Origin of the sequence: Flavobacterium sp. FlaQc-49 (assembly GCF_044005985.1) — a bacterium.
Lineage (GTDB): Bacteria > Bacteroidota > Bacteroidia > Flavobacteriales > Flavobacteriaceae > Flavobacterium > Flavobacterium cupriresistens.
Window position 1 is genome coordinate 20,039 of record NZ_JBIPCS010000006.1, and the last position, 14,082, is coordinate 34,120.

10 protein-coding genes are annotated in these 14,082 nt (G+C 35.8%); 2 read left to right on the top strand and 8 right to left on the bottom strand.

Annotation, left to right across the window (positions count from 1 at the left end; all coding sequences use genetic code 11):
• Nucleotides 1-17: 17 nt before the first annotated feature.
• From ACHRV3_RS13680 to truA, 4 genes are all read right to left on the bottom strand, one after another.
• Entirely contained in the window at nt 18-2,618 is a 2,601-nt protein-coding gene (locus ACHRV3_RS13680) for a zinc-dependent metalloprotease (protein ID WP_395435222.1), read from the bottom strand.
• Between the two features lie 86 nt (nt 2,619-2,704).
• Nucleotides 2,705-4,276, bottom strand: coding sequence for a histidine kinase (locus tag ACHRV3_RS13685; protein WP_230002584.1), 1,572 nt, complete (start codon nt 4,274-4,276; stop codon nt 2,705-2,707).
• 33 nt (nt 4,277-4,309) lie between these two features.
• Entirely contained in the window at nt 4,310-6,064 is a 1,755-nt protein-coding gene (locus tag ACHRV3_RS13690; protein WP_047773556.1) for an ABC transporter ATP-binding protein, read from the bottom strand.
• A gap of 63 nt (nt 6,065-6,127) precedes the next feature.
• Entirely contained in the window at nt 6,128-6,868 is a 741-nt protein-coding gene (truA, locus tag ACHRV3_RS13695; RefSeq protein WP_395435221.1) for a tRNA pseudouridine(38-40) synthase TruA, read from the bottom strand.
• A 230-nt stretch (nt 6,869-7,098) separates the two neighbouring features.
• Here truA and ACHRV3_RS13700 point away from each other — a divergent pair, with 230 nt between their 5' ends.
• A complete protein-coding gene (locus ACHRV3_RS13700) occupies nt 7,099-7,593 on the top strand; it encodes a metallophosphoesterase family protein (RefSeq protein ID WP_395435220.1) in 495 nt (164 codons plus the stop codon).
• Nucleotides 7,594-7,600: 7 nt separating this feature from the next.
• On the opposite strand, the gene ACHRV3_RS13705 is transcribed toward ACHRV3_RS13700, so the two are convergent.
• The 3 genes from ACHRV3_RS13705 to ACHRV3_RS13715 form a co-directional block, all read right to left on the bottom strand.
• On the bottom strand, nt 7,601-8,506 hold the full coding sequence (locus ACHRV3_RS13705) for a sensor histidine kinase (protein ID WP_395435219.1): 906 nt from the start codon (nt 8,504-8,506) through the stop codon (nt 7,601-7,603).
• A gap of 13 nt (nt 8,507-8,519) precedes the next feature.
• Nucleotides 8,520-9,182 carry a response regulator gene (locus ACHRV3_RS13710; RefSeq protein WP_395435218.1) on the bottom strand — a complete coding sequence of 221 codons (663 nt, stop codon included), beginning with the start codon at nt 9,180-9,182 and terminating at the stop codon, nt 8,520-8,522.
• 532 nt (nt 9,183-9,714) lie between these two features.
• A complete protein-coding gene (locus ACHRV3_RS13715) occupies nt 9,715-10,128 on the bottom strand; it encodes a DUF4293 domain-containing protein (protein WP_230002579.1) in 414 nt (137 codons plus the stop codon).
• Between the two features lie 183 nt (nt 10,129-10,311).
• Here ACHRV3_RS13715 and rho point away from each other — a divergent pair, with 183 nt between their 5' ends.
• Nucleotides 10,312-12,153 (top strand): transcription termination factor Rho, encoded by a 1,842-nt coding sequence (rho, locus tag ACHRV3_RS13720; protein ID WP_395435217.1) that lies wholly within the window; start codon nt 10,312-10,314, stop codon nt 12,151-12,153.
• Between the two features lie 901 nt (nt 12,154-13,054).
• Here rho and ACHRV3_RS13725 read toward each other — a convergent pair.
• Complete coding sequence (locus ACHRV3_RS13725; RefSeq protein WP_230002577.1) at nt 13,055-14,077, bottom strand: M28 family peptidase; 1,023 nt, start codon at nt 14,075-14,077, stop codon at nt 13,055-13,057.
• Nucleotides 14,078-14,082: the final 5 nt, after the last annotated feature.

Below are 14,082 nucleotides of genomic sequence, written 5' to 3' on the forward strand. Positions count from 1 at the left end.
TTTTCGGGGGTTATTTATTAAAAGGTTGTGTTACTTAATGCTTTTTCAATTCTTTGTATCAAATCGCTATAATGATTTTGTGTCGATTGATCTCCGGTATTCTTTTTACTTTTTATAAGTTGAAGTACTTTTGCAAGCTCTCCTTTTTTATCAGAAGTGACTTCTGTAACTCTTTTTAAGGATGATTGGTTGATGTTACGCGACATTTTTTCCTCCTGTAGAGAAGTACATAAATGTGGCATGCTTAAGGTTTGTAGTACCTCTATTGTTTTTTTAGGTTCTGTTTTTTCAAATAATTTGTTTGTTGAAACAATCAGCACATCTACATAGTTTTTTTGCGTCATACGTTCCAGAATCGATAATGATTTGTTTAAGATCGTTGGAGCAAAAACCTGTTGGTGTATTTTTCTGAATAACTCATTTACCGTAAAAACTTTTTCTTTGGCTTCGTTACGCTGATACAATTCGTTTTCAGTAATTCTTAGTAAACGGTCATCGCTAAACAAATCGTACATAATGCCATATTGCAATTCTCTTGACAAGGTATACGGCGTATATTCATAAGGTCCCAAAGGAGAATCTTTCAATGGATTTGTTTTATCTAATATTGGATTGAAAAACAACCATTGTGGGATCGTAAGTACATTTTTAACCAAATAATCTGCTGCTCTTTTTTGCATCAAAGCAGGAACTGGAATATAACTTTGTTTGTTATCACCATGTACTGTTACATTTAGATAAACACCACCAATATTGTTTAATACATGACGGTTGTACATTTGCCATTGACCAATAGTTCCGATATATAATTTGGCAGTTTCATAATACGACTGATCTTTATCGTAAGTCCAGTTTAAAATATTATCAACCACACGTTTTAAGTTCTTGATACCATATTCGCTGGCTTTAACAGCATCGTTTCCTAAATCTTCAGATTGAGAGCGAGGGTCAATTAAATTTCCTCCATCTTGTTGCTCACCATAAAAATAGATCGGATCGTTTTGGTGTAAAGCGATTAAAGCATTCTGTTTTAACTTTTCGTTCTCGTTGGCAGCATACCATCTGTATCCCCATTCGATAGCATATTTATCATACTCACCGATTTTTGGAGTGATAGCGGTAACATTATCTTCCGGCTGTGCTACGTAATTGTAACGGGCATAGTCCATAATAGAAGGAGCAGTTCCACCCATTTTTGCAGTGAATTCTTTCGAACGTAACGACTCAACATCATACGCAAAAGAAGAACCCATATTGTGTTTCAGTCCAAAAGTGTGACCTACTTCGTGAGAAGACACAAATCGAATGGCTTCTCCCATATGTTCATCACTAAAAGTATTTCCTCTTGCTTTCGGGTCAATTGGTCCGGTTTGTATGCGCATCCAGCTTTGCAAAGAAGTCATTACATTGTGCCACCAGATAATATCAGCTTCAATTATTTCACCACTTCTCGGGTCAACAACTGATGGTCCCATCGCGTTTGATTTTTGCGAAGCAGCATACGTAATAACTGAATAGCGTACATCATCTGCATCAAAATCCAAATCGTCAGCTGTTGGCTCTTTGGCAATAATGGCATTTTTAAATCCGGCTTTTTCAAAAGCAATTTGCCAGTCATGCACTCCGTCAATAATATATTTTCTCCATTGTTTTGGAGTAGAAGGATCGATGTAATAAACGATTGGTTTTTGTGGCTCAACCAATTCGCCTTTTAGATAACGCTCTTCGTCTTCTTTTTTAGGCTCTAATTTCCAACGGGTAATTAGTTCTTTTTCCAACAATGCCTGTTGAGCATCGGCAAAATACCAGTGTTTTTCTGAGAAGTATCCAATACGCTCATCAGAAAAGCGTGGTTTCATTGGTACTTTATCCAACAAAACAATATTACTGGTTACGCCAAGCGTTACAGATAATGCAGGGCCACCTTCACTAACAGAAGTAGTTAGCTGCGATTTTACCACCACATTTTTAGGAAATGATTTTAAGTTTTCGATATAAGACAAGTCTGATTTTACAGAACCTCCAAAGCTAATATTGCTCAGAACATCGTTAAAACTTTTCTGTTTACCATCAAAGATTTTATTGACTTTAATGACAACCGAAGTCGAATCATTGTTTTTGGTCTCAATGTCAAAAACTTCGATAATTGATTCAGAAAAATTGTCTTTTACCGAAGCTGTTATGACATCTTCTTTTGGAGAAGTGACTTTAGGAACGTATGACTTTACCCATACCTTCTTTGCAATTGTATCTTTATAAAAACGAATTACTTTATTTTCGTAATTCATTCCTTTATTTAATCCGGCGTCATTTACTTCAAAAGGAACCTGAGATAATTTGTTTACGACAAGAAATTCTCTTTCGAATAAACTATCCTGGATTTCAAAATAAACATCAGTCTTAACTTGAATGATATTGAATAGTCCCTTTTTTACAGTTCCCTTTTTTACAAGGTCATTGTATTTTTTTCCTTTTTTAGAAGAAGTTGTGTCTTTTGCTGTTTCGGTAGTGTTTTCTTTTTTCTTATTCTTTTGTGAATAAGCAGAAATCGGGCCTAATAAAAATAAAACTAATACACAGATTACTTTTAAATCAAACAGGAGTGCCTTTTCCCTCATTTTGGTGTTAATTTTAGGTTAATTTTTGCTCGAAAATATTTGTTTTTCTAACAAAAAAAAAGGGAAAGGGAGTGAATGGCTTGTTTTTAGGAGTGAATGTCGATTAAAGGCAAAATACATACGAAATTATCCTCTTTTTCTGAGGCTTCAAAATCACTTTTAGCATAGTGATTGTAAATACTCTGGAGGTAATTTAATCCAAACTGAGTACTAGGTTCTACATGTTGTTTTTTCTGCAGGTTGTTGGTAATAATAACTTTATCTGCCTTAATAACGATTTTGGTGCGCAACGGAATTTCGTCTGTAGCCATGTTGTGCTTGATGGCATTTTCAACCACAATCTGAAGTGCTAAGTAGGGAAGGCTTTTTGTTAAAGCAGCTTCATCTTCTATTTCGATAGAAAATAATAACTCTTCCTTAAAACGGGTTTGTTGCAGGAAAATATATTTTTCGATAAATAATAGCTCCTCCTTTAATAGGACAATATTTTTTTCAGGCGGGTCAATTAAGTAACGATAAATACGAGACAGGTTTAAGGTAAATTTCTGTGCCGTTTTTACATCGCTGCCAATTAACATATAAAGCGAGTTAAGCGAATTGAATAAAAAATGCGGATTGATCTGCTCCTTCAATTGTTGGAGTTGAATAAGGGCTTTCTCTTTTATTATTTTTTCATTTTCTACCAGTAAGGTATTCTTTTCCTTGATTACAATTTCTTTTTCTTTATAAGCCCTTCTGTTGGCATAAGTAAAGAGATAGAAAATAAAAAGAAGCATTATCGTAGTAATCGAATAGATAGAAGTTGCGTATTTTTTTATAGAAGTGACATCTTCATCAATAACATCTTTTGGAAAACTCACACAAATAAACCATTTAGCGCCTTTTATATCCATTTTTTTAGTAAAACGAATGACATCCAGTTTTAAGTATTCGGAAAGAGTAGTACGTTTTACATAATCGCTTTTTTTAGTAAAAATAGTATCAGAGGACTGAATCGAAGCAATATCATACACATTTTTGCCTATGAAAGAAGTTTCGGGATGATAAATACATTTCCCTTTTTCGTCAAATATAAAAGCGTAATTAGACGTCGTGACATCTATGATCGAAAAATAATCATGCAATAACCTTAAGTTCACGTCGTAGCCATAACGAACAATGGTTCCGTCAGGACTAATTGATTTGAAATAAATTCTCCAGGCCCAGTCTTTTCCCTGCGGAACAATGGTGTTTATATGTTGCGCAGATTTATTGGTGGCCGTAAAATCACGAATATCCTTTTTTAAAGCTGCAGAGGTCGTATCATTCTCAAAGTGAATTTGACCGTCATTAATCTGAAACCAATTATTAGTAACCAACGAATCTGTTGCCTGAATTGAACTCAATACTTCAAGATTCGATAACAGATTTTTAGAGCTGCTGATTTTTAGAAGATGTTTAATCTGCATTTCATGTTCCAGAAGCTTCGAAAATTCCATGGTCATGATTTCCTGTTTTTTAACAAAATTCCGACTGGCGCTTAATTCATTTGTTTTGTTGGTAAGATCTGTAATCAGGTTACTAATAAAGTACACCGAAATCACGGTAACTAAAATAGAGATCGTGCCGTAAATTAAAAACGCTCGTCTGGAGGTGGTATTGCTAAAACTGAATTTCAAAGAAAATGTATAATTTGTATGTTAATGAGAAAATTAATTTGCGACGGCAAATTGCGAATCGTAGAGGTTTTTGTAATACCCATCTGTTTTGCTAAGCAGTTCCTGATGTGTTCCTTCTTCGACAATGAGACCTTTATCCATTACTACAATTTTGTCCGCATTTACAATAGTGGCCAATCGGTGCGCAATGATAATTGAGGTTCTTCCTTTTGTAATGGTTTCTGTGGCACGCTGAATCAGTTCTTCAGAATACGTATCAATCGACGAAGTGGCTTCATCTAAAATCAAGATACTCGGATTACTTACATACGAACGTAGAAAAGCGATTAATTGACGTTGCCCCGACGAAAGCATAACGCCACGCTCTTTAACATCAAAATCGTAATTGTCGGGCAGGCTCATAATAAAATCGTGAACGCCAATTTTTTTGGCCGCATCTAAAACCTGCTCCCGCGTAATTTCAGGATTGTGTAAGGTGATGTTGTTGTAAATCGTATCGGCAAATAAAAACACATCTTGTAAAACCACGGCAATTTGTTTTCGCAAGGAAGCCAAAGTATAGTTTTCAATATTGTGTCCGTCAATGCAAATCGTTCCGCTGTTAATTTCGTAAAAACGATTCAGAAGATTGATAATGGTTGATTTTCCTGCTCCGGTCGATCCTACAATCGCAACAGTCTGCCCTGAAGCAACCGATAAGTCAATTCCTTTTATAACTTCTTCTTCCGGGATATAACTAAAACGGACTTCTTTAAATTCAATGCTTCCATTGAAAATAGGAGCCTCAAGCGTTCCGGTATCCTGAATATGGTCTTGTGTGTCTATGATATCAAAAACACGATTGGCAGCGATCATTCCCAATTGCATCTCGTTAAATTTATCCGCGATCTGGCGCAATGGGTTAAACAACATTCCGATAAACATGGTATATGAAAATAAATCCCCAAAAGTGGTAAAATGATCTCCGTTTAAAATTCGGAATCCACCATAAACCACAACCAATCCCAAAGTAATCGAGGAGATAATATCGGCAATTGGAAAGAAGATCGAGTTATATAATATGGTTTTGATCCAGGCAACTTTGTGTTTGTTGTTGATTTCTTTGAAATTTTCGGCTTCGATTCTCTCGCGGTTAAAGAGCTGTACAATCTTCATTCCCGTAACGCGCTCCTGCACAAACGAGTTCATGTTGGCAATCTGCGTACGAACTTCTTCGAAAGCTACTTGCATTTTACGCTGGAAGATTCTGGTGATGTACACAAGAATTGGCATGGCAACCACTACAATCCAGGTTAATTTCCAGTTCATGTAAAACATAAAAATCAATACCACGATCATTTTCATCAGATCACTAATGATCATAAACAATCCCTGACTGAAAATACGGGCAATAGATTCGATATCCGATACAGATCTGGTTACCAATTGTCCTACCGGTACCAAATCAAAATATTTCATTCTGAAACTCAGTATATGTTTAAAGAGTTTGGTTCGAATGTCTTTTACAATATCCTGTCCGAGCCAGTTGGCCCAATAAACAAAATAAAACTGAGAGAAAACTTCCATCAGTAAAACCACTCCCATTAATACGATATACATTAATAAACCATGTTGGTCATGAGTCTTGATATAGCCGTCGACCGTTTGTTTTAATAAGTAGGGACGCAGTGCTGCAAAAACAGACAACGAAACAGCAAATATAATAACGCCATAGTAGCGCCATTTGTAAGGTTTGGTATATTTTAGAATTCGTTTGAATAAACGGGTATCAAATGCTTTTGCTTTCATTTTATTTTGGAGCTAATTACTTCGCTTGTTTCCTATTCTTATTTCAGTTTTTTAACTTGAGGATTATTTTTTGATATAATCGTACGTTATATCGGTTAAGTACAATCCGTGTGCGGGAACTGAAAACCCGGCCTTTTCTCTGCTTTTGCTGGCGATAATGTTTTCAAAATCCTGCAGCGAAATTTTATGTAAACCAATATTAATTAAAGTACCTACAATGGAGCGAACCATATTTCTTAAAAAGCGATTCGCAGAAATCGTAAAAACCAATTTGTCGTTTTCCTTTTTCCAATACGCTTCAAAAATCGTGCAATCAAAGGTGTTTACATCAGTATTTACTTTCGAAAAACATTGAAAATCGGTATGCTTCAGTAAAATTTTTGCCGCTTCATTCATCAAAGCTACATCTAAATTTTGATTAAAGTACCAGCTCAATTCTTCCAAAAATGGATTTTTAACAGTGTTGATGCGATATTCGTACGTTCTTTTGGTGGCATCAAAACGACAGTGCGCTTCATCGTGAACCAAAATCAGGTTAAAAATGGCAATGCTTTTAGGTAAATACGAATTGAGTTTATGAACCAGAGTCGGAATGTCAATTGGAGTTTCAAAATCAAAATGAGCATACATTTCCTGAGCATGAACACCGCTATCCGTGCGTCCGGCTCCCATAACATTTATGGTCGAATTTAGCAAAACAGAAAGTGCTTTGTTTAAAGTCTCCTGTACAGAAGAGGCGTTTGGCTGAATTTGCCAGCCGTGATAAGGTGTTCCGTTATAGGCGAATTGAATAAAATATCTCAAAGTAAAGGTTCATAGGTTTTGAGGTACAAAGGTACAAAGGTTTTTTTTAAAAGTGGTACAGGTTCGTTTCGTACGCATTTATAAATCGTAGAGACGCGTGTAGAGACGCACTGCTGTGCGTCTCTACCATTATTAAAAATTAGAACGAATCAAAGACGCACTGCTGTGCGTCTCTACGGAAAAACCTTTGTACCTTTGCGCCTCTGAACCTTCTTTTACCTTAATAGAAATTGAAAAATATCCTCCTTCTTTCCGATACACACAGTCATATTGATGACGTTATTTTAAAATATGTAGCACAGGCTGATGAAGTTTGGCATGCCGGAGATATTGGAGATCTGAATGTTACCGATACGATAAAAAAGCTGAAACCGTTGCGTTGTGTTTATGGAAACATAGACGATGCTAAGGCAAGACTGGAATTTCCGCTGCACAATCGTTTTATGTGTGAAAATGTTTCCGTCTGGATTACGCATATTGGAGGATATCCGGGAAAATACAATCCAAGTATCAGAGAAGAAATGACATTAAATCCGCCGAAGTTGTTTATTTGCGGGCATTCTCATATTCTGAAAGTGATGTTTGATAAAAAGAACAATTTGCTGCACATGAATCCCGGTGCTGCTGGAAAAAGTGGCTTTCACCAAATGCGGACGATGCTGCGATTTGTAATTGATGATGATAAGATAAAAGATTTGGAGATTGTAGAAATCGGTAAAAAATAAAGAGTTACTAAATTGGAACTTCTATTTTTACCGTGGTGCCTGTAACTTCATTTTTTTTAGAAGTAATATTGAAATTTCCTTTTAGTTTTTTAATTCGCGCTCTGATTCGGTTAAGGCCAAAACCTTCCGTTTCGTTTAGCTTTCCAATGGTAAACCCTTTTCCGTTATCCTGAATAGTGATTATGAGTCGATCGTTTTTTTCGTGCAGAGCGATTTCAGCTTTTGATGCTTCGCTATGTTTTATAATGTTGTTAAGTAATTCAGATACAATAAAATAAATATTCATTTCGAATTTTTCAATGTACCTTTTTTTGGTTGGAATTGAACTTGAAAATTGAAAATGAAGGTTTGAATTTGAGTTTTTCTCGCATAAATCTTCCAAAGCATACAGTAGACCAAAACGAACTAAAAGCACAGGAATTAATTCATGAGAAATATCGCGTAGACGATCGTGAACTTCTTCCAGAATCGCTTTGGCTTTAGTGATTTCGTCTGATTGAATGTTATTTTGAGCCGTAAATGTATTAAGATGCAAACCAACAGAAGAAAGCAAGGAATTGATGTCGTCATGTAGAAAGGAAGCTATTTTTTTTCGTCCGATTTCCTGACTGTCAATAGCGGCGTTGATTATGTTAAGCTGTATTTTTTGCTTGATGTCTTTTTGTTTGTTTTTTCGTTTTAGCTGGTTGTTTTGGTAGTAGAAGTAGAATAAAATCAATACCATTATCACCAGAATAAACACTAAACTGACTGTGTTTTTATTGACAGTCGGATGAGATTGAAGTGGAGGGCTCTTTGTGATTTTTTCAGTAATTCCATTCTTCTTCAGAGGTTTATTGTATTGACTGGCAGCAGTGTTTGAACTAAAAGTCCAAAAAAAGAAATAGAATAGCAGTATCCTGAAAATTGACATATAAGTAATGCAATTAGGGTTTTATTAAATTGTTTTTTAAAGCATATTTTACAAGGCCGATCACGTTTTTCATTTTTAACTTTTTCATGATGTTTTTTCGATGCGTTTCAACGGTATTGAGACTTATAAAAAGTTCTTCGCTTATTTCTTTTCCGCTGTACTCCAATGAGATCAGAGTAATAATCTCCAGTTCTCTGGGGCTTAGTATTTGGTTTTCTTCAAAAGAGTTTTTGTTCAATTTTGGATTGTTCCGGGTGAAGCTGGCAAAGATTTTTTCTCTTACATGGTCATCAAAATATTCCTGATCAGCGTTGACGACTTTAATGGCTTCAATAATATTTTCTCCGGCGCTTTTTTTTGTGAGATAGCCTTTTGCACCCAGTTTCATTACTTCTTTTACGATTTTTAAATCGTCGTAACTGGAAAGAATAATGACTTTACAAGGGAAATTTTTTCGGCTGAATTCCTTTAATACTTCAATTCCATCCATATTTGGCATGCTGATATCCAGTAATAAAATAGCGGCATTGTTTTTTATAACGTCTTCATATATAGTAGTTCCGTCTAATGAGCTGCCTACCACTTCAAAGTTATGGACAGTGTGTAATAAATTGCTTAGACCGTCTATGAGTACCTGATGATCATCGGCAAGATGTATTCTTATTTTTTGTGTCATTGGTACTTTTTGAATCAGGGAAACTCAAATTTATGAAAAATAACTTACAATGAGCATTTTCTTGGGTATTTTGGCAGGGTAGGTGGGACAGGCTGAAACTGGATCAAGACATATTGTTGTGGAGGGACAAATATCCTGTAGTTCCGTAATTTCGAATCAAGTTAAAAAATTGTGGAATAATTTTTAGAAATTTCTTTTGTTAGAAGTAGCAGATCTTATACTTTTTCGCCACAGCTTTTTAAGTACCTAATTTTCCAACTTCTCGCTTTGACGATCTCGCCAAGCCGCTAAGTTTTTTTTCTATTTTTAAGTTTCATCTTTCAGTTCTCTACTTTCTCGCTTTGGATTTCTAAAAATGTTATAGAGTCTCAAAGTTTTTTCTGTTTTTTCATTAAAACTTTGCGATTTTGCGACTCTGCGAGATTTTTACTTCCCCACAACTTTCGGACTTGATCCCTGAAACTTTTAGGCACAAAAAAACCCGGATCATAAAATCCGGGTTTTTTCACACAAATAAATTAAGTTTATAGGTTTACCTCAAACGATCTACAGATTTTACAAGATCTTCATCCTTTTTGATGGCCTTATTAGCTAAAACTAATAACACGATAGCAACAATCGGTAGAAACATCCCAATACCTTTCTCAGAAACTTGTACAGTTTCTCCAGATAAATTTAGTGATCGATATACAAATAATCCTAATAAAATTAAGTTTAATATTATATTCAGTCTGCCCATTACAAACTGGTTTTGTCTTTTTTTGTATGAAATAATACTTACAATCGTAAGCATTGTGCTTAGACCTAATACTACGGTGTAAATCTGGTCTTGCATAAAATAGAATGCTTTTCCGTTGTTTAATGTCCAAAGCGGAACAAAAAATAGTAGTACCCCCGTTACGATAAAGGTAAGAATTAAATATATAGTTTGAATTCGTTGTATCATGGTCTAAAATTGTTTTACAAAAATATATTTTCTTTTTTATAAATACTATTGTATGATAAAATTTTATTCGTATTATTGCATTATAATACCGTAAGCACTTCATACTGCGGTCAATTCAAAACAATTATCTACCTATTCTTTTTACAGTATTTCCGTTAAAATAATTAAATTCATAGAACATTCATGTTTGATATTTCTGCATTAAAAGAAATGAAGCTTGCTGAGCTTCAAGAAATAGCTAAGTTAGCTAAAACTATAAAGTTTAATGGCGTTAAAAAAGAGACTTTAATCAGTCAGATTTTAGCGCACCAAGAAGCGACTGTAGCGCCGCCAGCTAACACTGTGGCCGATGCGGAAATAGTGGATGACAAACCTAAAAGAGCAAGAATTGTTCCGGTCAAAAAAGCGCCGATTAGTAAAAACGCGTCAGCGAGCAAAAATGCACCGGTTCTGGAATTTGATAAAGTAGAGGAAGCCCCTGTGATTGCAGCAACTCCGGAGGTTCCAACTGAGACACCAAAAGAAGAAGAGGCTGCAGAGAATAAAGTAGTAGAGAAAAAAGGCCCTAAAATTGTAAAATTTAATAAGTCAGCTTACGAAAAAAAGGTCGCTCAGCAAAAAGAAAAAGAAGCAGCAAAAGAGTTAGTCAACGAGGAAGTTAATGAAGATAGTGATACTTCGGCTCCAATAGCAGAAAGAACGGAAACTCCCGCTCCGACAACTGAAAAAGCAGAAACGGCTGCTCCGACAAAAAAAATAAATCCGAATCAGACTAAAAACCAGAATCCGAATCAAAATCAAAACCCGAATCAGAATCCAAATCAAAACGGGAACGGAAATGGTAACAGTACGAATCAAAATCCAAATCATAAAAATAAAAAGAATAATTTCAGAGATTCAGATTTTGAATTTGACGGAATTATAGAAAGTGAAGGTGTTCTTGAGATGATGCCAGACGGATATGGTTTCTTACGTTCATCAGATTATAATTATTTAGCGTCTCCGGATGATATTTATTTATCAACTTCACAAATCAGATTATTCGGTTTAAAAACCGGTGATACCGTAAAAGGGGTGGTTCGCCCACCAAAAGAAGGCGAGAAATTTTTCCCTTTAGTTCGTGTACTAAAAATTAATGGTCACGATCCGCAAGTAGTTCGCGACAGAGTTTCTTTCGAACACTTAACTCCGGTTTTTCCTTCAGAAAAATTCAAATTAGCCGAAAAAGGCAGTTCCGTTTCAACCCGTATTATCGATTTGTTTTCTCCAATTGGAAAAGGGCAACGTGGTATGATCGTAGCTCAACCGAAAACCGGTAAAACAATGTTACTAAAAGACATTGCCAATGCAATTGCAGCCAACCACCCTGAAGTTTATTTGATCGTTCTTCTTATTGACGAACGTCCTGAGGAGGTTACTGACATGCAACGCAGTGTTCGTGGAGAAGTAATCGCTTCGACTTTTGACAGAGAGCCACAAGAACACGTGAAAATTGCCAATATTGTACTTGAAAAAGCAAAACGTTTGGTAGAATGTGGCCATGATGTGGTTATTTTATTAGACTCTATTACGCGTTTGGCAAGAGCGTACAATACGGTTCAGCCTGCTTCAGGAAAAGTTTTAAGTGGTGGTGTTGATGCGAATGCATTGCAAAAACCAAAACGTTTCTTTGGTGCTGCCAGAAATGTAGAAAACGGAGGTTCATTAAGTATCATCGCTACTGCATTGACAGAAACAGGTTCTAAAATGGATGAAGTAATCTTTGAAGAATTTAAAGGAACCGGTAATATGGAGTTACAATTGGATCGTAAAATTGCGAACAAACGTATTTTCCCTGCTATCGATTTAACGTCTTCAAGTACACGTCGTGATGATTTATTATTAGACGAAAAAACATTGCAAAGAATGTGGATCATGCGTAAATATCTATCGGATATGAACCCGGTTGAGTCTATGGATTTTGTAAACGACCGTTTCAAAAAAACCAGAAATAACGAAGAGTTTTTGATTTCTATGAATGACTAAGGAGGAAGGTTCTGAGCTGCTAAGGTTCTGAGTTTTTTAACTTGATATTTATTGAATAAAATATATAAAAAAGAGGAGTTTTTAGCTCCTCTTTTTTTTGTTTTCTGGTTTATAGGGAAGGGGAAAGGGATGAAGTCTTAAAATTTATGGAGAAGTAAAAAAGAGGCAAGTAAATCTTGTGCAATTGTTTCTTTGAGTCTCGTGAAAGCGAAATGCTAAATTAGGAGGTATCATGTTTTTTAAACTTATTATTTTTGCTTGGTTCTGTGTCATTTAGGAGGGGGGAGTAGTTTCAGGTTTCAGGTTTCAAGTTTCAGCTTTTAGGTTTCAGGTTCCGAGTGGCTGAGCTTTATAGATTTTGTCTGATAGTGTCATTTCGAAGAATGAGAAATCGCATCCAATATTCCACATAGTGTGTGCTCAGCTTGTGTGATTTCTCATTCTTCGAAATTTCGAGGGGGAGTAGTTTCAAGTTTCAGGTTCCGAGTGGCTGAGCTTTATAGATTTTGTCTGATAGTGTCATTTCGAAGAATGAGAAATCACATCCAATATTCCATACAGTGTGTGCTCAGCTTGTGTGATTTCTCATTCTTCGAAATGACAAATGGAGTGCGTCCAGCTCTTAGGATTAGTTTTTTTATTTGCTATTTTCATTTCGAGGCACTAATAGTTCTCTTTTATTTCTTCGCAATTTTTAGATTTGATTCCTGAAAGGTTTAAAGCGGCAAAGGTTTTTAAATTTGATTTAATATTTACAGAATAAAATATATAAAAAAAGAGGAGTTTTTGGCTCCTCTTTTTTAGTTTTATTATTTGAAAAATCTTAGAGCCTCAGCCGCTTTAAACCTTTGCCCCTCCGTTTTAAAACCTCAGAACCTTAGCCACTCAGCACCTCAGTACCTTACTTAATCGGTTTATCAACCACAGGTCTGTTCGCTCTATTGGCTAGATCCCAGGCAACAACAAATGCCAATTGTGTTCTTTTGGTTAAGGCGTCGTATTCGATTTTTTCAGGTTCATCACCTTTACCGTGGTAATCTTCGTGTACTCCGTTAAAGAAGAATACAGCAGGAACACCATATTTAGCAAAGTTATAGTGGTCAGAACGCTCGTAAAAATGATTTGGATCTTTCGGGTCGTTAAATTTAAAATCTAAGTCTACTTTGGTGTATTTTTCGTTTTGACTTACAACCGCATTGTGCAAATCTGTAGACAAACGATCTGCTCCAATTACGTAAACATAATTGTTTGATTTGGCATGCTCTACATCGCGACGACCAATCATGTCGATGTTGATGTCGGTAATGGTATTGGCAATTGGAAACAATGGATTCTCAGAATAGTAACGAGAACCGTGTAAACCGTGCTCTTCTCCGGTAACGTGTAAGAATAAAATAGAACGTTTTGGCCCGTGTCCGTCTTTTTTTGCTTTTGCGAATGCTTTTGCGATCTCGATAACAGCAACAGTTCCGGATCCGTCATCATCAGCACCGTTATAAACTTCTCCGTTTTTGATACCAACATGGTCGTAATGTGCCGAAATTACCAATACTTCATCCGGTTTTTCTGAACCTTCGATGTAAGCCCAGATATTTTCTGAATCAGGTAGGTTTTCGTTGCGTCTTGCATTTAAGAAAGCTGCCGGAACAGGTTGATAGAAGTCTGTTGCTCCTTTAGGAAACGAAATACCATTTTTTTTGTATTGCTCAATCATATAAAGACCGGCCTTTTTCTGTCCTTTTGAACCGGTTTCACGGCCTTCCATTTCATCTGAAGCAACCGTATATAACATTGTTTTTAAGTCTTTTTCGGTGATAAGCTTGATGTATTTCGTTGGATCTGAATTGTCTTTCGACGCAACAGACTGCGCATTTTTACAAGAAAATGCAGTAGCAATTAATAATAAGAGAACAATCTTTTTCATTTTTG